Source organism: Luteimonas sp. 22616, from assembly GCF_052044325.1.
Taxonomy (GTDB): domain Bacteria; phylum Pseudomonadota; class Gammaproteobacteria; order Xanthomonadales; family Xanthomonadaceae; genus Luteimonas.
Genome location: NZ_JBQEMW010000002.1, coordinates 290712 through 314140, shown reverse-complemented (window position 1 = coordinate 314140; position 23429 = coordinate 290712). Strand labels below are relative to the sequence as shown.

General features: G+C 69.7%; 20 protein-coding genes. 11 read left to right on the top strand and 9 right to left on the bottom strand.

The genetic code is table 11. The features are described 5' to 3' along the window. The first annotated feature begins 18 nt into the window (after positions 1-18). Genes ACTJIL_RS13790 through cyoE form a run of 4 tightly spaced genes read left to right on the top strand, consistent with a single transcriptional unit; the run spans position 19 to position 3416 of the window. A complete protein-coding gene (locus tag ACTJIL_RS13790; protein ID WP_440756191.1) occupies positions 19-747 on the top strand; it encodes an SURF1 family protein in 729 nt (242 codons plus the stop codon). Then, complete coding sequence (locus ACTJIL_RS13785; RefSeq protein ID WP_440756190.1) at positions 744-1307, top strand: hypothetical protein; 564 nt, start codon at positions 744-746, stop codon at positions 1305-1307. The genes ACTJIL_RS13790 and ACTJIL_RS13785 overlap by 4 nt, the downstream gene beginning before the upstream one ends. A 10-nt stretch (positions 1308-1317) precedes the next feature. Beyond that, positions 1318-2496 carry a COX15/CtaA family protein gene (locus ACTJIL_RS13780; RefSeq protein ID WP_440756189.1) on the top strand — a complete coding sequence of 393 codons (1179 nt, stop codon included), beginning with the start codon at positions 1318-1320 and terminating at the stop codon, positions 2494-2496. After that, positions 2496-3416 carry a heme o synthase gene (cyoE, locus tag ACTJIL_RS13775; protein WP_440756188.1) on the top strand — a complete coding sequence of 307 codons (921 nt, stop codon included), beginning with the start codon at positions 2496-2498 and terminating at the stop codon, positions 3414-3416. Before ACTJIL_RS13780 ends, cyoE begins: the two co-directional genes overlap by 1 nt. Positions 3417-3504: 88 nt before the next feature. Here cyoE and ACTJIL_RS13770 read toward each other — a convergent pair whose 3' ends face one another. The 5 genes from ACTJIL_RS13770 to rpsU all read right to left on the bottom strand — a co-directional run bounded on the left by ACTJIL_RS13770 (position 3505) and on the right by rpsU (position 9635). Next, on the bottom strand, positions 3505-5511 hold the full coding sequence (locus ACTJIL_RS13770; protein ID WP_440756187.1) for a S9 family peptidase: 2007 nt from the start codon (positions 5509-5511) through the stop codon (positions 3505-3507). 62 nt (positions 5512-5573) lie between these two features. Next, entirely contained in the window at positions 5574-7310 is a 1737-nt protein-coding gene (gene dnaG / locus ACTJIL_RS13765) for a DNA primase (protein ID WP_440756186.1), read from the bottom strand. A gap of 178 nt (positions 7311-7488) precedes the next feature. Next, complete coding sequence (locus ACTJIL_RS13760; protein WP_440756185.1) at positions 7489-8367, bottom strand: YihY/virulence factor BrkB family protein; 879 nt, start codon at positions 8365-8367, stop codon at positions 7489-7491. 403 nt (positions 8368-8770) lie between these two features. Then, positions 8771-9217, bottom strand: coding sequence for a GatB/YqeY domain-containing protein (locus tag ACTJIL_RS13755; RefSeq protein WP_440756184.1), 447 nt, complete (start codon positions 9215-9217; stop codon positions 8771-8773). Positions 9218-9419: 202 nt separating this feature from the next. Further along, positions 9420-9635: a 30S ribosomal protein S21 gene (rpsU, locus tag ACTJIL_RS13750; protein ID WP_027069919.1), complete on the bottom strand. Its 216-nt coding sequence runs from the start codon at positions 9633-9635 to the stop codon at positions 9420-9422. 232 nt (positions 9636-9867) lie between these two features. Between rpsU and tsaD the strand changes: the two genes are divergently transcribed. From tsaD to ACTJIL_RS13725, 5 genes are all read left to right on the top strand, one after another. Beyond that, positions 9868-10914, top strand: coding sequence for a tRNA (adenosine(37)-N6)-threonylcarbamoyltransferase complex transferase subunit TsaD (gene tsaD, locus ACTJIL_RS13745; RefSeq protein WP_440756183.1), 1047 nt, complete (start codon positions 9868-9870; stop codon positions 10912-10914). Between the two features lie 161 nt (positions 10915-11075). Continuing rightward, a complete protein-coding gene (folB, locus tag ACTJIL_RS13740; RefSeq protein WP_440756182.1) occupies positions 11076-11435 on the top strand; it encodes a dihydroneopterin aldolase in 360 nt (119 codons plus the stop codon). Between the two features lie 3 nt (positions 11436-11438). Further along, a complete protein-coding gene (locus ACTJIL_RS13735; protein ID WP_440756181.1) occupies positions 11439-12710 on the top strand; it encodes a mechanosensitive ion channel family protein in 1272 nt (423 codons plus the stop codon). Between the two features lie 7 nt (positions 12711-12717). Further along, complete coding sequence (gene folK / locus ACTJIL_RS13730) at positions 12718-13203, top strand: 2-amino-4-hydroxy-6-hydroxymethyldihydropteridine diphosphokinase (RefSeq protein ID WP_440756180.1); 486 nt, start codon at positions 12718-12720, stop codon at positions 13201-13203. Positions 13204-13390: 187 nt separating this feature from the next. Then, positions 13391-14221 carry a DUF6159 family protein gene (locus tag ACTJIL_RS13725; RefSeq protein WP_440756179.1) on the top strand — a complete coding sequence of 277 codons (831 nt, stop codon included), beginning with the start codon at positions 13391-13393 and terminating at the stop codon, positions 14219-14221. A gap of 149 nt (positions 14222-14370) precedes the next feature. On the opposite strand, the gene ACTJIL_RS13720 is transcribed toward ACTJIL_RS13725, so the two are convergent. After that, positions 14371-15129: a pteridine reductase gene (locus ACTJIL_RS13720; protein ID WP_440756178.1), complete on the bottom strand. Its 759-nt coding sequence runs from the start codon at positions 15127-15129 to the stop codon at positions 14371-14373. Between the two features lie 195 nt (positions 15130-15324). Here ACTJIL_RS13720 and ACTJIL_RS13715 point away from each other — a divergent pair, with 195 nt between their 5' ends. Together ACTJIL_RS13715 and ACTJIL_RS13710 are read left to right on the top strand one after the other, a co-directional pair. Next, positions 15325-16506 (top strand): class I SAM-dependent methyltransferase, encoded by a 1182-nt coding sequence (locus ACTJIL_RS13715; protein WP_440756177.1) that lies wholly within the window; start codon positions 15325-15327, stop codon positions 16504-16506. Further along, entirely contained in the window at positions 16506-16910 is a 405-nt protein-coding gene (locus ACTJIL_RS13710; protein ID WP_440756176.1) for a VanZ family protein, read from the top strand. The genes ACTJIL_RS13715 and ACTJIL_RS13710 overlap by 1 nt, the downstream gene beginning before the upstream one ends. Positions 16911-17014: 104 nt before the next feature. Here the strand turns inward: ACTJIL_RS13710 and ACTJIL_RS13705 are convergent, their stop codons facing one another. From ACTJIL_RS13705 to ACTJIL_RS13695, 3 genes are all read right to left on the bottom strand, one after another. After that, positions 17015-19330, bottom strand: a complete 2316-nt coding sequence (locus ACTJIL_RS13705) for a beta-N-acetylhexosaminidase (RefSeq protein WP_440756175.1) — start codon at positions 19328-19330, stop codon at positions 17015-17017. A gap of 172 nt (positions 19331-19502) precedes the next feature. Continuing rightward, entirely contained in the window at positions 19503-22241 is a 2739-nt protein-coding gene (locus ACTJIL_RS13700; protein WP_440756174.1) for a TonB-dependent receptor, read from the bottom strand. 110 nt (positions 22242-22351) lie between these two features. After that, positions 22352-23359 (bottom strand): glucokinase family protein, encoded by a 1008-nt coding sequence (locus ACTJIL_RS13695; RefSeq protein ID WP_440756173.1) that lies wholly within the window; start codon positions 23357-23359, stop codon positions 22352-22354. Positions 23360-23429 lie beyond the last annotated feature (70 nt).

Genomic DNA, 23429 nt, shown 5'->3' with positions numbered 1-23429 from the left:
GCGACTCGCGTGAGTACGATGCGCAACATTGCCGGCTGGTGGCTGCTGGCGCTGCTGGTGGCCGCCGGGCTGTGTTCGCTCGGCGTCTGGCAACTCGGGCGCATGCACCAGAAGCAGGCGATGCTCGACGCCGTGCAGCAGGCACTGGACCAGCGCACGCCGCACCCGCTGGCGACTGCCGCCGATGCCACGCGCAAGCGCGACTACGACTGGGCCACGGGTACCGGCCGCTTCGCCGACGCACCGGCGGTGCTGCTCGACAACCAGCAGCGCGACGACCGCCCCGGCGTGCGCGTCTACCGGGTGTTCCAGCCGTCGGCGCCCGGCGCCGCGCCGCTGCTGGTGGAGTTGGGCTGGTTGCCGCTGCCCGGCGACCGCCAGTTGCCGGACGTGCCGCGCCCGGCAGGCGAGCTGCGCCTCGCCGGCCTGCTGGCGCCACCGCCTTCGCACGGCATCCTCGCCGCGGTGGCCGCGCCGCAGCCGGGCGGGCAGGTGCTGACCACCGGGCTCGATGCGGCCGGCCTGCGCGACCAGCTGCGGCAGCCGGAGCTGGCGCCGCGGGTGCTGAAGCTCGACCCCGCCGCACCGCTGGGCTATGCGCGCGACCTCGATGTACTGCCGAACACGCTGCCACCCGAACGCCACCTGGGCTACGCGGTGCAGTGGTTCGCGCTGGCCGCGGCGGTGCTGGTGATCGCGCTGCTGCTCACCCTCCGCAAACGCAAACCGGACAAGGCCACGCCATGAACAACGACGAGACCCGCAACAAGCGCAACCGGCTGACGTTCTTCGCGGTCATCGCGATCTTCCTCGGCGGCATGCTGATCGCCGGCGCGCTGCGCTTCTCCGGCTGGCAGCCTTCCGGGATGAAGAACAATGGCGAGCTGCTGCAGCCGCCGACCGACCTGCGCGACTTCGCCCCGCAACTCGAGGCGGGCGGCGAGTACGCCTGGAAGCCGCAGGAGCGCCGCTGGCGCGTGCTGGTCGCGCCGCCGGCCGACTGCGGCGATCCGTGCCGTGAACTGGCCCGCGAACTGGACCTGGTCTGGCGCCTGTTCGGCAACAAGGCCGACGAACTCGACATCCTCTGGCTCGGCGCGCCGCCGGCCGATGCGACGCGCAACGCGGCCACGCGCGTGCTGCGCGCGGATCCGGCGCTGCGCACGAAGCTGCCGCGGGTCGACGATCCCGCCGGCGTGCCGGTCTACGTGGTCGATCCGAACGGCTTCGTCATTCTGCGTTACGCTCCGGGCTTCGACCCGGGTGGACTGCGCGCGGACGTGGCGAAGCTGCTGAGACTGATGTGATGGCTTGCGCATGAACGCAGAGGCAAAGTCCCCGGGTACCGCGATCGGCCATGCCAAGCCGACGGTGTACCGCCACTTCCACCGCATCGCCTGGCTGGCCGTCGCGCTGGCGCTGGGCGTGATCGTGTTCGGCGCGTTCGTGCGCCTGTCCAACGCCGGGTTGAGCTGTCCCGACTGGCCGACCTGCTACGGCCGCGCCTCGTGGCCCACCGCCGCCAGCCAGGGCCTCGCCGACCACGCCGCCACCGCGATCCGCCCGGTCGAGGTCCACAAGGCCTGGCGCGAGCAGCTGCACCGCATGATCGCCGGCGCCCTCGGCGTGCTGGTGCTGGTGCTGGCACTGTTGGCGGCGCGCCGGCGCCCGCATGGCGTGTTGCAGGTGGCCGCGGCCGCGGTGCTGGTTGCGCTGGCCATCCCGCTGTACATGCGCGGCATGCACGTCGCGGCCTCGGCGCTGGCGATCGCCGGCGAGGCGATCCTGCTGTTCGCCGCGTTGCGCTGGTCGAACATCGACCTGTCGCGCACCGCCGCGCTGACCCTGGCGGTGATCATCTTCCAGGCGCTGCTGGGGATGTGGACGGTGACCTGGCTGCTCAAGCCGATCGTGGTGATGGGGCACCTGCTCGGTGGCCTGGCCACGTTCGCGCTGCTGGTGTGGATGGCGTGGCGGGCGACGCATTCGCCGATCCGGCTGGCCGACGCGCTGGCGCTACGGCGCTGGGTGATCGTGGTGCTGGCGTTGCTGGCGGTGCAGATCGCGCTCGGCGGCTGGACCAGCGCCAACTATGCCGCGCTCGCCTGCGCCAACGATTTCCCGAAATGCGTGGGCCAGTGGTGGCCGCCGCACGATTTCCGCGAGGGTTTCGTGCTCTGGCGCGGGATCGGGGTGGACTACGAGGGCGGCGTGCTCGACGGCGCCTCGCGCATCGCGATCCAGCTGGCGCACCGGATGATGGCGGTGGTCGCGTTCACCGCGCTGGTCGCGCTGGCGTTGCGGTTGCTGCGTACGCCCGGCCTGCGCGGCTGGGCGGTGCTGCTTGCCCTGCTGGCCTGCACCCAGGTCGCGCTGGGCATCGCCAACGTCAAGCTGTCGCTGCCGCTGGACGTGGCGGTGGCGCACAACGCCGGCGCGGTGCTGCTGCTGTTCGTGCTGGTGTCGCTGCTGGCGCGGTTGCGGGTGGCCGACTGATGAAGAAGGGCATTGCCGGCCAGTACTGGGAGTTGACCAAGCCGCGCGTGGTGTCGCTGATCGTGTTCACCGCGCTGGTGGGCATGTTCCTCGCCCGGCCCGGCCTGCCGCCGCTGCGCGAAACGGTGTTCGGCCTGCTCGGCATCTGGCTGGCGGCGGCATCGGCCGCGGCGATCAACCACCTGATCGACCAGCGCATCGACAAGGTGATGGTGCGCACCGCCAACCGGCCGCTGGCCACCGGCACGCTGCAGCCGGCGCAGGTGCTGGCGTTCGCGGTGTTCCTGGGCGCGGCGTCGATGACGATCCTGATCGCGCTGGTCAACCCGCTGACCGCGGCGCTGACCTTCGCCTCGCTGATCGGCTACGCGATCGTCTACACCGGCTTCCTCAAGCGCGCGACGCCGCAGAACATCGTCATCGGCGGCATCGCCGGCGCCGCGCCGCCGCTGCTGGGCTGGGCGGCGGTCACCAACATGCAGGGCCCGTGGGACTGGGCCTATGCCTGGCTGCTGGTGCTGATCGTGTTCGTATGGACGCCGCCGCACTTCTGGGCGCTGGCGATCTTTCGCCGCGCCGACTACGCACGCGCGCTGGTGCCGATGCTGCCGGTGACCCACGGCGTCGAGTACACGCGCTGGCAGATCCTGCTCTACACCGTGCTGCTGTTCGTGGTGACGATGCTGCCGGCGATCGCCGGCATGAGCGGCTGGTTCTACCTCGGTGGCGCGATCGTGCTCGGGGTGATGTTCCTCTGGTACGCGTGGAAGCTGATGGATCCGCCGGACGAATTCTTCGCCATGCGCGTGTTCAACTACTCGGTGGTGTACCTGATGGCGCTGTTCGCGTTCCTGCTGCTCGACCACTGGCTGATGCCGTGGCTGCAGCCGGCGGCCGGGCTGCAGTTCATGCCGGCCTAGCGAGCGTCGGGCACGCAAGCCCGACCTGCGGGCCCGCTGTCTGGTCGCGTTCGCGGGTGTTGACGGCCTTCCGGCACTGCAGTCGGGGCTACTGCCCCGACCCTGCGTCCCGCTCCCCGTCCAGCAGGTAACGCTGCCAGAACAGCACGCTGGCAGCGTTGAAGTAGTTGCTGTTGCGCTTCTTGCGGAAGCCGTGGCCTTCGTCGTCGAACATGAGGAACCATACCGGCTGGCCGTTGCCGCGCACCGCCGCGGCGATCTGTTCGGCTTCGGTGTAGGGCACCCGCGGGTCGTTCCTGCCCTGGGCCACGAACAGCGGCACGTTGATCTTCGCGGCGTTCTTCAGCGGCGAGATGCGGTCGAACACCGCCTGCATCGCCGGGTCGCGCTCGTCGCCGTACTCGGCGCGGCGCAGGTCGCGGCGGTAGTCCTCGGTGTTGGTGAGGAAGGTGGTGAAGTCGGAGATGCCGACGACGTCGACGCCGGCGCGGATCCGGTCGCTGTAGTGCAGCAGCGAGCCCAGCACCATGTAGCCACCGTAGCTGCCGCCGGTCACGCCCACGCGCGAGGAGTCGAGTTCCGGCTGCCGTGCGATCCAGTCCAGCAGCGCGCCGATGTCCTTCACCGAATCCTCGCGCAGCGCGGCGTTGTCCAACGCCAGGTAGCTCTTGCCGTAACCCGACGAGCCGCGCACGTTGGGGACCAGCACCGCCACGCCCAGTTCGTTGAGCAGGAACTGGAAGCCCGGGTTGAAGATCGGCAGCGCCTGCCCCTCCGGGCCGCCGTGGATGTTGATGACGACCGGGTGCCGGCCACCGGCCGCGGCCTTCGCGGGGCGGTAGTAGAAGGCGGGGATCGTGCGTGGCTTGCCGTCCACCTGGTCGAAGCTGGGGTAGCGGACCAGCGTCGGCGCGACGAACTTCGCTGCGTCCAGGCCGCCGACTTCGCTGCGCGTCCAGCGTTCCAGCGAGCGCCCCGCGAGATCGATCACGTAGGCGTCGCCGGGCGAGGTGGCGGCATGCAGCGTCAGCGCGATGCGGTTGCCGTCGGGCGAGAAGCCGAGGCCGCCGATCACGCCGACCGGCAGTTCCGGCAACGCCACCGGCGTGCGTCCGGGGAGCGCCAGCACGTGCAGCTTGCCAATGCCGTCCTCGTTGCTGGTGTAGGCCAGGTGGCGGCCATCGTCGGAGATCTCGAAGTCCTCCACGTCCCACGGGATCCCGGCGCTGACGATGTCCAGCCGGCCGCTGGCCGGGTCGTGGTAACGCAGGCTGAGGAATTCGCTCGGCTTGCCGTCCACCGGTTCGTCGGAGACGAAGTACACGCCCTTGCCGTCGGGCGCGTAGGCGAAGCCGCCGAAGGCGGCCTTGCCGCCGTCCACCGGGAACAGCGTCAGCTTGCCGCTGTCCAGGTCCACTTCGCCCGGATGCGTTTCGCTGGCCGACACGTAGCGGGCGACCAGCAGGCGCTTGCCGTCGGGCGAGAAGTCCAGCGGGTGCCAGCTGCCGCCTTCGGTCACCACCGCGCGGGCCTGTCCGCCGCGGTTGTCGCGCACCCACACGTCGGTGTCGACGCCGTTGCGCGCGGTGCTGGACCAGGCGAGCAGCGCGCCGTCCCGGCTGGGCAGGGCGCCGCTGTTCCGGCTGCGCTTGCCGTCGCTGAGCAGGGTGGTCCCGCGGGTCTGCGCGTCGAACCAGTACAGCTGCGAGAACTCGTCGCCACCGGCGTCGCGGGTGAACCAGAAGCCGTCGCGCGCCGCCTGCGCCGGTGCCGGCCGCAGTTCGCCGACCGGTTCCGGGTAGAAGGTCAATTGTTCGCGCATGCCCAGCGGCTGGCAGACTCGGTGCACCTGGTTGGTCTCGGCGAAGCGCGTGGACACCAGCAGGCAGCCGTCGCGCGTCCAGCCGGCGACGCTGGCGCTGCGGGTGTTCTGGTAGCGGCTCAGGCGTTCGACCAGTGCATCCGGGATGTCCGGCAGATTCTCGGTGACGCGGTTGTCGACGTGCTTGCGATCGACCGGCGTGGTCTGGGCAAGGACCGGCAGCGTGCAGGCCAGCGCGAGGGCGAGGGCGGGAACAACGGCATGCAGGCGCATGGAGGTCTCCGGAACGGGATGGATCGAAGCCTAGCGCATGCTTCGTCCCGCCGCGCCCGCGCTCAGGCGGGGCCGCCGAGCCTGGCCTGGAGCAGTTCGCGCAGTTCGGCCTTGTCGGCGTCGTCGAGCCCGGATTCGCCGCGCTTGGCCTGCAGCTCATCGATGCGCTGTTGCAGCACCTGGCGATCGATCTGGGCCATGGTGTCGAGGAACTCGTCGCGCCAGCGTGCTTCGTCGCCGGGCATCGCGTGGCTGGCGAGCTTCTGCAGCGCGGAGGCTTCGTCGCGATCGGAAAAATGTTCGAGCAACGCGCCGGTGGCGATGTCCGGGCGCGCGCTGACCAGCGCGACCAGCTCGGTGAGCAGGTCCACGCCGGGCTGGCGCAGGGCGACGAAGCGGTAGGGCGGCTGCAGTTCCAGCGCCAGGGCGGGCTTCTGCAGCAGCAGGGCGATCGCGCTGCGCACCAGGCTGCGCCTGGGTGCCGGCACCGCCGACGGCCGGTGCACCCGCTGCACCGGCACGTGCGTGCCCGGCGCACTGTCGCGTGCGCCGACGCCGGTCAGTTCGGTCAGGCGCTGGCGCATCAGGTCGCCGAAGGCGCCGTCGGGGATCTGCGCCAGCATCGGCTTTGCCCGCTCGGCCAGGCGCGCCTTGCCGTCGAGCGTGGCCAGGTTGACGTCGACCGCCAGCGAGTCGAACAGGAACTGCGACAGCGGCGTGGCATGTGCCAGCCGCGCATCCAGGCCCGGCGCGCCTTCGCTGCGTACCAGCGTGTCGGGATCCTCGCCCTCCGGCAGGAACAAGAAGAACGCCTGGCGCCCGTCGCGCATGCGCGGCAGCACCGATTCCATCGCGCGCGTGGCGGCCTTGCGCCCGGCGTTGTCGCCGTCGAAGCAGAAGTACACATCCGGCGCGTTGCGGAACAGCAGTTCGGCGTGGTCGGGCGTGGTTGCGGTGCCGAGCGTGGCGACCGCCTGGGTCACGCCGTGCTGGAACAGCGCGACCACGTCCATGTAGCCCTCGACCACGATCAGCCGCTCGATCCGCGAGTTCGCCTGCCGCACCTGCCACAGGCCGTACAGTTCGCGGCCCTTGTGGAACAGCGCGGTCTCGGGCGAGTTGAGGTACTTGGGCGACGCATCCGCATCGAGCACGCGCCCGCCGAACGCGATCGGGCGGCCGCGTCGGTCGTGGATCGGGAACATCACCCGGTCGCGGAACTTGTCGTAGACGTGGCCCTTGTCGTTCTTCGAGAACAGGCCGACGCGTTCGAGCAGGCTCATCCGCCGCGCGTCGGTGCCCAGCGCGTCGCGCAGCGCGGAGAAGCCGTCGGGCGCATAGCCGATCGCGAACTGCGCGCGGATGTGTTCGTCGACGCCGCGGCGGTCGAGGTAGGCCTGCGCCTTGTCGCTGCCGGCCAGCTGTTTCTGGAAGAAGTGCGCGGCGGCCTCGAGCGCGCCGAACAGCTCCTTGGCATCCGAGTTCTCGTTGTGCTGCCGGGTCTCGCGCGGCACCTCGATACCGGCGCGGCGGGCGAGGTCGTCGACCGCATCGAGGAACTCGAGCCGGTCGTAGTTCATCAGGAACGAGATCGCGGTGCCGTGCGCGCCGCAGCCGAAGCAGTGGTAGAACTGCTTGACCGGCGAAACCGTGAACGAAGGCGAGCGCTCGTCGTGGAACGGACAGCGCGCCGAGTACTCCTTGCCCTGTCGCTTGAGCGGCACGCGCGCGTTGATCACCTCGACGATGTCCGTACGGGCCAAAAGATCGTCGATGAAGGCGTCGGACAACCGCGCCATCTCAGCTGTCCTCCAGTAGTTCGACGACTGCGCTGGCAGGTCGAGTCCCGCCGCGCGCTGCGGCGCGCCAACCCGTACCGCGATTCGTGTTCGCGGGGGCGCGATCGTCGATGAAGGCGTCGGACAGGCGGGCCATGCCGCCATGATCGCATTTGCCGGCCGCGTCCGGCCGGCCGGATCAATCCCCGGGTGGCGCTGCCGGCGCCGCGGCAGCCTTCAGCATCCGCTCGTCGATCACCGCCGTGATCAGCGCGCCGATGAAGAACACCGCGGCGGCGTAGTACATCCACACCAGCAGCAGCACCAGGGTGCCCATCGAGCCGTACGCGCTGCCCGGCGCGGCCTGCGCCAGGTACAGGCCGATGCCCCAGCGGCCGAGCACGAACAGCCCGGCGGTGATCACCCCGCCCAGCAGCGCCTGGCGCCAGCGCACGCGGCGGTCGGGCAGGTAGTGGTAGAGGAAGGCGAACGCGACCGAATACAGCGCCAGCGACGACAGGTTGCCCAGCGCCGGCAGGATCGACGGCAGCCAGGCGAACACGACCTGCAAGGCGGTGGTCAGGGTCATCGAGACGATCAGCAGGAAACCCAGCGCCAGCACCACGCCAAACGACAGCACGCGCTTGCGCAGCCATGCCCAGAGTCCGGGCAGTTGCCTGGCATCGCTGTGGAAGATCAGGTTGAGCGCCGTCTGCAGGCGCGAGAACACCGCGGTGGCGCCGACGAACAGCAGCGCGGTGCTCCAGATGCCGGCGAGCGAGCCGACGTCCGGCCGGCGCTGCGCGTTGGCGATCACGGTGGTGGCGACGTCGCGCGCGCCGCTGCCGGCGAGGTCGCCGACCTGGCGCATCAGCTCGTCCTGCGCCGTGGGGTACAGCGACGCTGCGAGCCACAACAGCAGGATCAGCAAGGGAGCCAGCGACAGCAGCGCGTAGAACGACAGCGCCGCCGCATGCGTCAGCAGGTCGGTCTCGACGAAGCGGCGCCCGAGTGCGACGGGCAGGCTTACCTGCAAGCGCTGCAGGCGTTCACGGACGCGTTCTCGGGAAAATGGCATCGCGCGAGGATAGGCGGGCGGCGTTGAGAAAATGTTCAGCGCGTGGATCGCGCTCAAGCGGGCGCTGCGCTCGCGTGCGTCAGCCCCCGCGGCTTTCAACAGACGCATGTCCCGCGGGGATCCAGCAGCAGGTGTGCCATGGTCTTTGCCGTCATCCCCGCGTTCGCGGGGATGACGATGAAAGAAGGAAGGCTTCCGGGCGAGGCTGCCGGAAGACGCCCTGTCCGAGCATCCATTGGACGCCAATGCGTTGCTGCCCGATAGGCACTGCATGACGTGATCCAGATCGCGGCTGCCATCCATGGCGCGACTTTGCGGGCCTCGGATTGCCCGGCCCGGCACCCATGGCCGGTCGTTCGCGAACGCAGCCGATGCCAGCACGGCATCGGCCGGGCGCGCCCGCTTACCCGGCGAGCGCCTTCTTCACCAGCGCCGAGACCTGGCCCATGTCGGCCTGCCCGGCCAGCTTCGGCTTGAGCACGCCCATCAGCTTGCCCATGTCGGCCGGGCCGGTGGCGCCGGTCTGGGCGATGGCCGCTTCGATCGCGGACAGGATCTCGGCCTCGCCCAGCTTTTCGGGCAGGTAGTGCTCGATCACCACGATCTCGTCGCGCTCGATCGCGGCCAGGTCCTCGCGCTGGGCGGCCTCGTACTGGCTCACCGAGTCCTTGCGCTGCTTGACCATCTTCTCCAGCACGGCGAGCACGGCGGCGTCGTCGAGCTCGATCCGCTCATCGACCTCGCGCTGCTTGATCGCGGCGTTGACCAGGCGGATCACGCCCAGGCGCTGCTTGTCGCCGGACTTCATCGCGGCCTTCATGTCGTCGGTGAGTTGCTGCTTGAGGGTCATGTGGCTCTCCGTGGGGGTGGGGAGGCGGCGCCGGCTGTGAGCCGGCGCGCGGCCTGGCGGGAAATCCTGCAGGAGCGGCTTCAGGTCATCGGGGACAAACGCCGCAAAGACAAGAAGCCGGCGACGCTTGCGCGTGCCGGCTTCGTGGATATCCTGCTGCGGCGCGCGACGAGGCGCGCCTGCGGAAGGATCCGCGCCTGCCTCAGTAGAGGCGCTGGCGCTTGGTGACGTCGCGCGAGGTACGGCGCGCCTGGCGCTTCACGGCGGCGGCGGCCTTGCGCTTGCGTTCCTGGGTCGGCTTCTCGTAATACTCGCGCTTGCGGGTTTCGGCGAGGACGCCGGCCTTCTCGCAGGTGCGCTTGAAGCGGCGGAGCGCAAACTCGAACGGCTCGTTTTCGCGGACTTTGACGCTGGGCATAGGAATCTCTGTGGGTTGGAAAGCCCGGCCTCCGTGGGCGCGGACTCGTGCGAGGGACTCGCAGGCCGCCGGAATCCCTCCGGCGAGCCGCGTATGATAGCCGCGGCCCGCATCCACGCGCAACCGCGCCCGCGGCATCCCGGCCCGTCCCCGCCCGGGTTGCCCCGGATCGTGCTGGAACCCGGCGCCGGGGCCCCCAGATCTCCCCTACCGAATCCCGTCCCCGCCTCCCATGAAAGTCCTCGGCATCGAATCCAGCTGCGATGAAACCGGCGTCGCCGTGTACGACACCGCACTGGCCGGCGCCGAGGGCCTGCGTGCGCACGCGGTCTACAGCCAGATCGCCCTGCACGCCGAGTACGGCGGGGTGGTGCCGGAACTGGCCAGCCGCGACCACGTCCGCAAGCTGTTGCCGCTGATCCGCCAGACCCTGGCCGAAGCCGGGCTGGGCGTGGGCGACCTCGACGGCGTGGCCTACACCGCCGGCCCCGGTCTGGTCGGGGCGCTGCTGGTCGGCGCCGGGGTGGCGCGCTCGCTGGCCTGGGCGCTGGACCTGCCGGCCGTCGGCGTCCACCACATGGAAGGCCACCTGCTGGCACCGCTGATGGAGGATGACCCGCCCGAGCCCCCGTTCGTCGCCCTGCTGGTGTCCGGCGGCCACACCCAGCTGGTCGCCGTGGATGCGATCGGCAGTTACCGGCTGCTCGGCGAGACCCTCGACGACGCCGCCGGCGAGGCTTTCGACAAGACCGCCAAGATGATGGGCTTGCCATATCCGGGCGGCCCGCAGCTCGCGCGGCTGGCCGAGGACGGCACACCCGGCAGGTACAAGTTCTCGCGGCCGATGACCGACCGGCCGGGACTCGATTTCAGCTTCAGCGGCCTGAAGACCCAGGTGCTGCTGGCCTGGCAGAACAGCGACCAAGCCGACCAGACCCGCGCCGACATCGCGCGCGGCTTCGAGGATGCGGTGGTCGACACCCTGGCGATCAAGTGCGAACGCGCGCTCGATGCGGCCGGCTGCGACGTGCTGGTGGTGGCCGGCGGCGTCGGCGCCAACAAGCGCCTGCGCGCGAAGCTGCAGGCGATGTGCGAACGCCGCGGCGGCCGCGCCTGCTTCCCGCGCCCGGCGCTGTGCACCGACAACGGCGCGATGATCGCCTTCGCCGGTGCGCTGCGGCTGCAGGCAGGGCAACGGGACGACGCAGCGGTGCGTGCAACGCCGCGCTGGGACATGGCGACGTTGCCGCCGCTGGCGGCGGCAGGCGCTGGTTCGTGACTGGTGGTCGGTAAGGCAGCCGCATTCTTGTCATCCCGGGCGCAGCGAGGGATCCGGCCTTTCGAGTAGCAGGGATCCCTCGCTGCGCCCGGGATGACAACATGCAGGCTTTCCTGCGAATCACCAATCGCAATCGCAATCACAAACCACGGATCTTCCCCATGGACACCGTCTTCATCGAAGCCCTCGAAGTCGAGGCGCTGATCGGCATCTACGACTGGGAGCGGCGCATCCGCCAGCCGCTGCTGTTCGACATCGAGATGGAGTTCGACAACCGCGTGCCAGCGGCCAGCGACGACATCGCCGACACGCTCGACTACAAGGCGGTGAGCAAGCGGGTGATCGAGTACGTGTCGCAGTCGGACTTCGGACTGGTGGAAACGCTGGCCGAACGCGTGGCGGCGATCATCCTCGATGAATTCGGCGTTGCACGCGTGCGCCTGAAGCTGGGCAAGCCCGGCGCGGTGCGCGGCGCGCGCGCGGTCGGGGTGATCATCGAGCGTGCAGCCGCTACCCTGTAAGGCATGCAGGATTTCATCGATTCGAACCTCGTGCGGCCGCTGGCCGGCATTCCCTACGCATCCACGCTCGTCGGCCTGCTGGCGCTCGCGCTCATCGCCTGGCTGGCCAACTGGCTGACACGGCGCGTGCTGCTGGTGGTGGTCGGGCGCCTGGCCAAGGCATCGCCCACCCACTGGGACGACGCGATCATGGGCCGCCGGGTGCTGGCACGGCTGGCCAACGTGGTGCCGGCGCTGATCGTGCTCGGCGGCATCGCGCTGGTGCCGGGCGTGCCGGACTGGCTGGACATGGTGGTGCGCAACGTCGCGCTGGCCTATGTCGCGCTGACCGTGGCGATGGCGATCGGCAACCTGCTCGACGCGCTCAACGACATCTACGAGCAGACCAGCCGCCACGCCGTGCGGCGCCCGATCAAGGGCTACCTGCAGCTGGTGAAGATCGGCATCTACATCATCGCCGCGGTGCTGATGATCGCTTCGCTGATCGGCAAGTCGCCGCTGGTGCTGCTGACCGGCCTGGGCGCGATGACCGCGGTGCTGATGCTGGTGTTCAAGGACACCATCCTGTCGCTGGTGGCTTCAGTCCAGCTATCCAGCAACGACATGCTGCGGGTGGGCGACTGGATCGAGATGCCCAGCCAGAACGCCGACGGCGACGTGATCGACATCAGCCTGCACACGGTCAAGGTGCAGAACTGGGACAAGACGATCAGCACCATCCCGACCTGGAAGCTGATCAGCGAGAGCTACCGCAACTGGCGCGGGATGAGCGACTTCGGCGGGCGCCGGATCAAGCGCGCGCTGCTGATCGACCAGACCTCGGTGCGCTTCCTGCAGCCGGAGGAGCGTCAGCACCTGCGCCGGATCGCGCTGATCGACGAGTACCTGGACAAGCAGCAGGCGGAACTGGCGGCGTACAACGCGCAGCTGGAAGCGGCCGGCAAGGATCCGGTCAACAACCGCCGCGCGACCAACCTGGGCACGTTCCGCGCCTACATGACCGCCTACCTGCGTTCCCACCCGGGCGTGGCGCACGACATGACATTGATGGTGCGCCAGCTCGACCCCACGCCGACCGGCCTGCCGCTGCAGGTGTACTGCTTCTCCGCCGACGTGAACTGGGTGCCGTACGAGAACCTCGCCGGCGACATCTTCGACCACCTGCTGGCGGTGTTGCCGGAGTTCGGGCTGCGGATCTTCCAGCAGCCCAGCGGCGCCGAGCTGAGCACCGCGCTGGCGGGCCTGCGCGCCGTGCCGGCCGCCGCGGAAGATTGAGGACGCGATGGCGCGCGCCTGCCTGAGCCTGGGCAGCAACCTCGAACCCGAAACGCACCTGCGTGCGGCGATCGACGCGCTGCGTGCGCGCTTCGGGCACGTGCTGGTGTCGCAGGTGTATCGAACGCGCGCGGTGGGTTTCGACGGCGGCGATTTCCTCAATGCCGCGGCGGTGGTGGACACCGATCTCGAACCGCAGGCGCTCGACGCCTGGCTGCACGCGCTGGAGGACGCGCATGGCCGCGATCGCAGCGGGCCGCGCTTCGGCGACCGCACGCTCGACATCGACCTGGTGCTGTACGACGAACGGATCGTCGAAGGCCCGGGACATCTGCGCGTGCCGCGCGACGAGCTGCGCCACGCCTTCGTGCTGCGGCCGCTGGCGGAGATCGTGCCGGACGCGGTGGAACCGCGCAGCGGGCGCACGCTGGCGCAGCTGTGGGCGGAGTCGCCGGAGCGGGACGTGCCGATGGTGGCGGTACCTGACTTCTAGTAGGAGCGGCGGAAGCCGCGAACCCCTGCGTATCTCTTGCGGCAACGGAAGGGTCGCGGCTTCCGCCGCTCCTGCGGGCGACGATGTCACATCTGCCGCGCGGGATCGTCCGGTTCGGTGACTTCCGGCGCTTGCGTGCGCACCCCGCGCATCGCACGCTCACGCCGTCACCCGGGGAGGCAGGCACATGTTCGAGAAACTTTCGCGCAGCTGGGAGCTGGTCAGGGCGAGCGCCGCGGTGCTGCGCTCGGACAAGGAGCTGATGCTGTTCCCGATCCTCTCCGGCGCCGCCACGCTGGTGGTGCTGGCGACCTTCCTGTTGCCGATGTTCGCGCTGCGGGTCTTCGCCGATGGCTTCGGCATCGGCGGCGCGGTGTTCGGGTTCCTGTTCTATTTCTGCCAGTACACGGTGATCATCTTCTTCAACTGCGCGCTGGTCGGCGCGGCGATGATCCGGCTCGACGGCGGCGACCCGACCCTGCGCGACGGCTTCGATGCCGCAAGGTCGCGGCTGCCGGCGATCCTCGGCTACGCCGCGATCGCGGCCACCGTCGGCGTGCTGCTGCAGGCGCTGAAGAACAAGGACAACTTCATCATCCGCCTGCTCGGCAGCGGGCTGGGCGTGGCGTGGACGCTGGCCACCTTCCTCGTGGTGCCGGTGCTGGTCAGCCGCGACATCGGCCCGGTCGACGCACTGAAGCAGAGCGTGGGGCTGCTCAGGCGCACCTGGGGCGAGAACGCGATCGGCCACGTCGGCATCGGCGCGGCGTTCGGGCTGATCACCTTCGCGGTGGTGCTGGTGGGGGTGGGCCTGGTGGTGCTGGCTGCGCAGGCGTCGGTGGCACTGGCGATCGCGGTGGGCGTCGTGTTCGCGATTGGGGTGTTGCTGCTCGGGATCTACCAGGCGGCGCTGACCGGCATCTATTCGGCGACGCTGTACCGTTACGCGGTGTCGAACGAGACGCCGGCGGCGTTCCAGGGCGTGGCGTTGTCACAGGCGTTCACGCCAAAGCAGTGATGCGGCTGCTGCCCGGTACCGGCGGCCCGGGTCGGCGCCAGGTGCCGGCACGACGCGCCGCGAAAACCTGTCTTGTGGGAGCGGCCATGCCTGCTCCCACGGCAGCACAAGGCGATGGACGCGCAGCGCCGTCGCGGCGCCGCGGATAATCAATCTTCCAGCAGCCGCCCGCCGTCGAGCCGCAGCACCTGCCCGGTGCAGTAGGTTGCGTCGCGCAGCAGCCAGCGCACCGCTTCGGCGATCTCTTCCGGCGTGCCAGTTCGCGCCAGCGGGGTGCGCGCCAGCATCGCGGCCTTGCGCTGGTCGCCGTCCCCCGCCTTCGTTGCGGGGTCTTCGGCCCAGAGGATCGCGCCCGGCGCGATCGCGTTGACGCGCACGTCCGGAGCCAGTTCCAGCGCCAGTGAGCGGGTTGCCATCGCCAGTGCGGCCTTGGCCATGCAGTACACGCTGTAACCGCGCAGCGGACGCTGGGCGTAGATGTCGACCATGTTGACGACTGCGCCCCCGGCGGCGACCAGGTGTGGCGCCGCGGCTTGGGCGAGGAAGAACGGCGCGCGCACGTTGCTGGTGAACAGGGCGTCCCATTGCGCCGGCGTGGCCGTGCCCAGCGGCGTCGGCTGGAAGCCGGAGGCATTGTTGACCAGCGCGTCGAGGCGTCCGAAGCGGCCGACGGTCTTCGCCACGAGCTCGGGCAGGCGGTCGAATTCGGCGAGATCGGCCTGCAGGGTGAGGACGCTGCCGTCGCGGCGGCCTTCCAGCTCGCCGGCCAGCACCTGCATGTCGGCGGCCGAGCTGCGGTAGTGCAGCGCCAGGTCGTAGCCGTCCGCGTGCAGGCGGCGGGCGATGGCCGCGCCGAGGCGGCGGGCGGCGCCGGTGACCAGGGCGACAGGGCGGGATGGGGCGTTCATGACGGCACACGATAGCGCAGGCTCGATCCTGGAGCCGGGGGATGTGTCGTGGGAGCGGCCATGGCCGCGACTGCGCCGCCGGGAGTGCCCATCGCGGCCATGGCCGCTCCCACAACACACAAACGCCACACGCACGCCACACACACCGGTGGCGACGGTTCCGTATCCTGTCGCGCTGTCGAAACAGGAATTTCCATGCCCACCTCGCCCCCGGACGCCGACGCCCTCGCGCACAGCGCGCACCTGCAGGCACTGATCCGTGAACAGATCGCCGCGACCGGCGGCGCGATCCCCTTCTCGCGCTTCATGGAGCTCGCGCTGTACGCGCCGGGCCTGGGCTACTACAGCGCCGGCGCCACCAAGTTCGGCCGCGCCGGCGACTTCGTCACCGCGCCCGAGCTCGGCTCGCTGTTCGCGCAGTGCGTGGCTGAGGCGGTGGCGCCGGTGCTGCGCCAGGTGGGCGAATCGGCGACGTTCCTGGAGATCGGCGGCGGCAGCGGCGCCTTCGCCGAGCACGCGATCAAGCAGCTGATGGCGATCGACGCGATGCCCGCGCGCTACGCCATCCTCGAGCCCAGCGCCGACCTGCGCGAGCGCCAGCGCGAACGCCTGCAGCGCAAGCTCACGCCGCTGGTGTTCGCCTGCGTCGAGTGGCTCGATGGACCGCTGCCCGAACCGTGGAACGGCGTGCTGTTCGCCAACGAGGTGATCGATGCGCTGCCGACGCCGCGTTTCAGCCTGCGCGAAGGCGAGGTGTTCGAGGAGCATGTCGCGCTCGCGGGTGACGGCGCATTCATCCGCATCGACCGCCCCGCCGACCCGCTGCTGGCGGCGGCAGTGCGCCACGTCGAGCGTGAACGCGGCGCGCCCTTCCCGGACGGTTATCGCTCGGAAGTGCTGCCGCAGCTGCCGTACTGGCTGCAGGCGGTGGCCGGTGGCCTCGAGGCGGGCGCGATGCTGTTCGTCGACTACGGCCATCCGCGCCGCGAGTACTACGCGGCCGAACGTCGCGATGGCACGTTGCGCGCGTTCCATCGCCATCGCGTCAGCAATGACGTGTTCGCGCATCCGGGATTGCAGGACATCACCGCGTCGGTCGACTTCACTGCGCTGGCCGAGGCCGGCACCGGCGCCGGCTTCGACTTCGCCGGCTATTGCTCGCAGGCCAGCCTGCTGATCGGCAACGGCCTGGAACAGCGCCTGGCCGACCAGGAAAGCCGGGCCGCCGACGAAGCCGGCCGCTACGCGCTGCGCCAGCAGGCCAAGCAGCTGACCCTGCCGGGCGCGATGGGCGAGCGCTTCCAGGCGATGGGGTTCGCGCGCGGGGTGGAGTTCGGCGTGGCCTTCCTCGCCGGCGACCTGAGCTTCCGATTGTGATGGCCACGCGCGGGCTCAAGCCGCTGCGGCATCCGCGCGCGTGGCTGGCGCTGTGGTGGCTGGCGGTGCTGCTGGTGTTCGCGGCCTGCCTGGTGCCGGCGCAGGATCTGCCGTCGTTCCCGCGCGGCGCCGACAAGATCGAACACTTCCTTGCCTTCTTCCTGCTCGCCGCCAGCGCGGTGCAGCTCTACCGGGGGCGGGCAGTGCTGTGGTGCGTCGCGCTCGGCCTGGTGTGCCTCGGCATCGCGATCGAACTGGCGCAGTACGCCTTCACCGCCACGCGCTCGATGGATCCGAACGACGTGCTCGCCGACACGCTCGGCGTGGCCGCGGGGTTTGCGATCGGGCTGACGCCGCTGCGCGACCTGCTGCTGCGGATCGAGGCACGGCTGTTCGCGCGTTGATCCGGGTGATGATCCTGTAGGAGCGGCGGCAGCCGCGAGCTCTTCGGGTCGGAAAGCTCGCGGCTGCTGCCGCTCCTACGGGAGAGCGATTCGCGCGGCGGGCTTCAGGGCGCCACCGGCCGCAGCGCCACCCGGTCCACCACCCACATCGTCGGCCGCGTGTCGCCGGTGAACACGATGCACAGGTCGGCCGTGGCGGGGTGGGGCGTGGCCAATCGTGCGCGCAGGACGACGAAGCCGTTGGCGTCCGGTTCGGCCGGCAGCGGCACGCTGGCCAGCAGGTCGCCTTCGCATCCGTTGCGCACTTCCAGTTCGCCATGCGGGCTTCGGGCTGGGCGGAACCTGCGGTTGGGCTCGTCGCCGGCGAGCTGGAAGTAGTAGGGAATGCGGCCGGCCACCACGTCGACCGCGCCGATGCCGTCAAGCGGTGCATCGCGCCACAGCCAGCAGGGGTTGAAGATGTCGACGTTGTAGATCGCGCGCGGCCCGTCGAACGGGCCGTCGTCCTCCAGCCGCAACATCAGGCCCTGGCTGCACATCGCCAGCGCCTCGTCCTCGCGCTGCAGCAGCGATGCCGCATCGAAGCGTCGGGATGTCGGTGTTTCCAGCGCCCGGCCGTCGACGAATGCCGCCGCCTGTACCTCCACCGGCAGTTGCTGCAGCAGTGGTGCGCCGTACGCGGGTGAAGCCGGCGTGGGGGGGCTGCCGTCGACGGTGTAGCGGATCGTGCCCAGCCCCACCGGCTGCGACAGGGTGACGGCGATGGTGCCATTGCCGCGCGGCGTCGCGTCGATGCGCACGTCGAACGGCGTGCGTGCGTAGTCGATGCCGGCGTGGCGGTAGCGGGCCAGCTGCGCCGGCAGGCGGGCCAGGAAACCGGTGTAGTCCTTGCGCGCGCGCGGCGTCCAGCCGGTCTCGGCGACCGCGGCGATGCGCGGGAAGATCGCATGCTCGACGCGTTCGAACGTGCGCATGTGTTCGGTCCACGCGTTGGCCTGCAGGCCGAGGATGTGGCGCGCCTGCGCGGGCGTGAGCGCGGCCGGCACCGGTTCGAAATCGTAGGCCTTGCGCAGCGGGATGAGCGTCGGGCGGCCGGGCGGTTCGTCCGGCGAGTCGGTCTGCAGGTAATCCAGGTACAGGTCCGACACCGGCGACATCACCACGTCGTGGCCCTTGCGCGCAGCCTCGGTGCCGCCTTCGATGCCGCGCCAGGACATCACCGCGGCGTCGGCGGGCAGGTCGCTTTCGAGGATCTCGTCCCAGCCGATCACCCGTTTGCCGTGCGCAGCAAGGAAGCGCGCCATGCGCTTGACGAAATAGCCCTGCAGCTGCGCTTCGTTCGCCACGCCCAGTTCGCGCATGCGCGCCTGCGCGCGCGGCGATTCCTCCCACTGCTGCTTGACCGCCTCGTCGCCGCCGATGTGGACGTAGCGCCCGGGAAACAGCTCGACGACTTCCGCCATCACGTCCTCGAGGAATCCGAACGTGTCCTCTTCTGCATTGAACAGGTACTTGTGCACGCCCCATTCGCTGGACACGCGCGTCGGGCCGTCCACGCTGCTCAGCTCCGGATAGGCCGCCATCGCCGCCTGCGCATGGCCGGGGATGTTGATCTCCGGGACCACGGTGATGTGGCGTTCGCCCGCGTAGCGGACGATCTCGCGCACCTGGTCCTGGGTGTAGAAGCCGCAGTACGGCGCCGGCTTGCCGGTGCGCGGGTCGATGCCGCCGTCACCGGCGGGGATCCGGCAACCGCCGACCTGCGTGAGCTTCGGGTATTTGCGGATCTGCAGGCGCCAGCCCTGGTCGTCGGTCAGGTGCCAGTGGAAGGTGTTGAGCTTGTGCAGCGCCATTGCGTCGAGCAGCTGCTTGATCTCGTCGACCGACTGGAAATGGCGCGCGGAATCGAGCATCAGCCCGCGCCAGGCGAAGCGTGGCGTGTCGTCGATGCGCAGCGCGGGAATGCGCGCCGGAACGCCTTTGTCGACGCCGGACGTGGCCAGCTGCCACAGCGTTACCGCGCCGTAGAACAGGCCGCGCGCGTCGCCGGCGCTGACCACGATGCGCTGCGGCGAGACATCGAGTGAATAGGCTTCCGGCGATGCGTCGGCGGCAACGGGTGCGATCCGGAACTCGATCGCCGAGGCATCGCCCGCAGCCGTGTCGCGGATCTGCGGCGCGATGCCCCGGCTGCGCTGCAGGTAACCGGCGAACTGCCGCGCGACCTGCGCGGCCCGTGGATCCGCCGCGACCAGCGGCGTGTCTGCGCGCAGCTCGAACGCGCCCTCGCGCAGCGCGAGCGAGGCGGGCTCGGGGATCAGCGACAGCGGCGGTTGCGCGGGCATCTCCGCAGCGGTCGCCGCCACGGCAACGGTGGCCGGCAGCAGGGCGAGGAGGAGCAGGCGTCGAAAAAGCTTCATGGGGCGTCCTGTCTGGGTCACGGATATCCATGGAACACGGCGATGCGCAATGAGTCTGCCAGCCAGCGCCGCCCATGGCCGCGATGCTGCGATTCGGGTGCACCGGTTCCCGGAACGACACGGGCCCGGAAATCCCGGGCCCGCGGAGCAAGGCGCGAACCGGTGGCCGCGCTCAGAACTTGAAGTGGAAGTTCAGGTAGTACTGGCGGCCGTTGGAGTAGAACGCGTACGGAAGCTTCGGGTTGTCGCCGGTCTGGCTGTAGTACTTCAGCTTCGGGTTGTTGAGGTTGAGCGCGTCGAAGGTGATCGACAGCCAGTCGGTCGCCTTGAAGCCGAGCGAGGCGGAGACGTTGGCGATGCTGTCCTGGAAGAAATCGTCCGTGCGCGCCACGCCGGCGTAGAACTCCGAGCGGCGGGTGTAGCTCAGCCGCGCGTTGAAGCGGTCGTTCTCGAAGTAGCCCGACACGTTGTAGGTGTTCTTCGAGGTGCCGAACACCGGCTTGTCGCCGTCCGAGTCGCTGTCGGCGTAGGTGTAGTTGGCATTGATGCCGAAGTTGTCGCCGATCGGCTGCTGGTAGTCGAGCTCGATGCCCTTGACGTCGGCGTCGGTGTTCACCGGGCTCGACACCGCATAGTCGGCCAGGACCAGTTCCCCGGCATCCTGGCTCGCCTGCTGGTCGATGAACTGCTGGGTCGAAGTGCCGAAGGTGACGTAGTCCTTCATCTTCATCGAGAAGATGCTGGCCGACAGCAGTGCGCGCGGGGCGAAATACCACTCCAGTGCGGCGTCGAAGTTGGTCGAGACGATCGGGTCCAGGTCGGGGTTGCCGCCGCTGCCGGTGTGGGTGAGGTCGTCCAGCGACACCGAGCCGGCGAGCGCGGAGAAGTCCGGCCGGGTGAGTGTCTTCGACGCCGACAGGCGCGCGACCAGGTCGTCGGTGACGTTGAACCTGAAGTTCGCGCTGGGCAGCAGCTCGTTGTACGACTTGCGGCTGAGCGTCGGCAGGTAGGGGCCGAAGGCCGAGCCGTTGACGGTGCCGTCGGGCTGCTCATCGACCGGGATCGTCGGATTCACCGCCACGTTGGTGACGATGCGCTGGCGCGTCTGCACGTAGCGCAGGCCCACGTTGCCGGCCCAGCGATCGCCCTCGAAGTTGGCTTGCACGTAGGCCGCGCCCGCCTTCTCCTTCACGCTGTACAGGTCCTGCCAGTAGAAGCGGGTGACCGGGTCGCGGTCGGCGAAGCGGTTGTTGAGGTCGGCCAGCTGGTCCGGCGTCCAGTACCAGATGCCGGTGGGGAAGTTGCCGCCGAGATCGTTGCCGAAGTCGCCGGGGTAGTTCTGGTGGTCGGTGGGATAGTTGGCGGCGTTCTGCCAGTCGGTCGCCCAGTTCGGGCCCTGCGCGATCTCGTTGTCGTTCCGTCGCGTGTGTTCGGCGTAGCGCACGCCGAAATCGATCGTCGACAGCGTGCCGTCGGAAAAATACAGCTCGCCGTCGGCCTGTGCCCAGTTCTCCTTGTCGAGCACGTCGATGTCCTGGCCGCCGAAGATCCAGCCGAACGCAGGGAGGATGCCGGACGGCGAGGCGTTGTCGCCGCCGACGTGCCAGTTGATCGGGCTGCCGGGGCCGTTCATCGACCAGCCGGACGCGGCATTGCCGCCGAAGCCCAGCTCCATCACGTCCTGGGTGTCACTGCGGCCGTGGCCCTCGGTCTGCCCGGCCTGGGCCTTGATGTTGAAGCGGTCCGTCACCTGCCAGTCGGCGTCCAGGGTCAGGTACTTGGATTCCGAACTGGCGCCCGGCCGCGAGATCTGGTCGTAGACGCCGCGCGGCACGACATCGCCGGTGACCGCCGGATACTCCGCGTTGACCAGCACGCCGTCGCGCACAGTGTAGCCGGGCAGCGGCGCGACGGACGCGACGTACTGGCTGTTCCACAACATGTAGTTGCGGTTGAAGTTGTCGGCCTTGAGCTTGGAGTAGAAGGCGTTCAGGCCAAGGGTGAGGTTGTCGGTGGGCTTGACCTGGATGTCGAGCACGCCGCCCTTGCGTTCGCGGGTCTGCTCGAACAGCGTCGAGCCGATCAGGTTGGGATACAACACACCTGCGAGGTCGGGGTTGGTGGCCACGACCGGCGCATCGGCGGCGATCGGCAGGAACCCGCCCACCACTTCCTGGCCGTCGCGACGCAGGCCGCGCTTCTCGTAGAACGCCTGGAACAGGATGCCGGCGGTATCGGCGTCGTTCTTCCAGTTGAGCAGCGCGTCGAACTGCGGCTTGGTCTCGCCCGGCAGGTCCGAGTAGACCGCGCCGATGTTGGCCTCGGCGGTGAACGGATCCGCGAACTGCAGCGGTCGGCGGGTGATGATGTCGATCGAGCCGGCGCTGCCGCCTTCGGTAAGCCTGGCTTCCGAGCCCTTGTGCACCACCACCTGGCTGACGATCTCGGCCGGCAGCAGGCTGTAGCTGACGCTACGGCCGACGGTCTGCACCTGGCTGAGCACGAACCAGTCGCCGGTGCCGACGGTGTGGCCGTTGACCAGGGTCTGGGTCAAGCTCGGGCTGGTGCCGCGCAGGCTGATGCGGTCGCTTTCGTCGAAGCCGCCTTCGGTGGCGCTCGACGAGCTGATGTTCACGCCCGGCAGGCGCTGCAGCGTATCGGCGACGTTCTTGGCCGGCAGCTTGCCGATGTCCTCGGCGGTGACCACCTCGACATGCGAATCCGACTCGCGCTTGGCGTCGAGCGAGCGCTCCATGCTGCCGCGGATGCCGGTGACGACGACCTTTTCGATGTCGGTGACGCTTTCCTGGCTTGCCGGGTCGTCGTTCTGGCTGTCCTGCGCCTGGACATGGGCGCTGAAGCCGAGGCAGGCGACGATCGCGGCGGACAGTGCGGATTTGCGGTACGTCATGGTCTCTCTCCCGTCTTGCGTTGGATTGGCCGGCGTCGACTGCGTGGTCGTGCCGTGTCTTGTTGGTGCCGGCCAATGCGTCGCGACAGGCGTCGCCACCCGCGCCGGCCCTATTGCGTTTGCGCTCCCGCTCCCCCGGCGCCGCCCAGGTACCAGCTGGCCGCGCCGATCACCCCCAGCTGTCCGTGCTCGACCAGCTTCACGGGAATCCGTTCCAGCGCCTCGCGCATCGGTCCCTTGTTGAGGAACCGTTCGACGAAGCTGCTTTGCATCAGGAATCCGCGGATCTGCGGCAGGATCCCGCCCGCGAGATAAATGCCGCCCTGCACGCCGTACAGCAGCGCCATGTCGCCCACGGTGCTGCCGAGCAGGCCGCAGAACACGCCGAGGCTTTCGCGCGCGCGTTCGTCGCTGCCGTCGAGCGCGGCGGCGGTGATCGCGTCGGGGGAGGCGTAGTCGGAGGTCGTGCCGTGCAGCGCGCACAGCGCGGCGTGCAGGTGCATCAGCCCGGGGCCGGACAGTGCGTGCTCGACCGGCACGTGGCTGCGCTGGCCGAGCATCTGCTTGAGCAGCGCCATTTCCAGCTCGGTACCGGTGGTGAGCGCGGCCTGGCCTGCTTCGGTGGCCAGCACCACCGGGCCGTGCGCGGTGGGGATCCAGACCGCGGCGCCCAGACCGGTGCCGGGGCCGACGACCAGGGTCGGTCCGGTCGGCGCGGTGTCCGGGCCGGTGAGCTGCAGCACTTCGCTGGCATCGACGTAGGCCGCCGCGTGCGCCACGGCTTCGAAGTCGTTGACCAGGCGGAAGGCGCGGAAGCCCAGCCGCGTGCGGATCTCCTCCAGCGACACCCGCCAGGGCAGGTTGACGGTGATCAGCGAACCGTCCTCGAGCGGATAGCCGGCGCTGGCGATCGCGCCTTCGCTGACTGCCATCCCGTCGAGTCCGGAGACGAAGTCCTCGATGATCTCGGCCAGCCCCGGGTACTGCGCACAGACGTACTTGCGGTACTTGAGCACCGCGACCGGGTGCGCGGGATCGCCACTCGCGCGGACCAGGCCGATGCGGACGTGGGTGCCGCCCACGTCGGCCGCAATGAACGGCGCTTCGGCGCGGCTCATGGCGTCCACTGGCGTTGGGCTGGCGACTGCGGGCACGTCGTCTCCGGGCGGCCACCGCATCCACGTGATA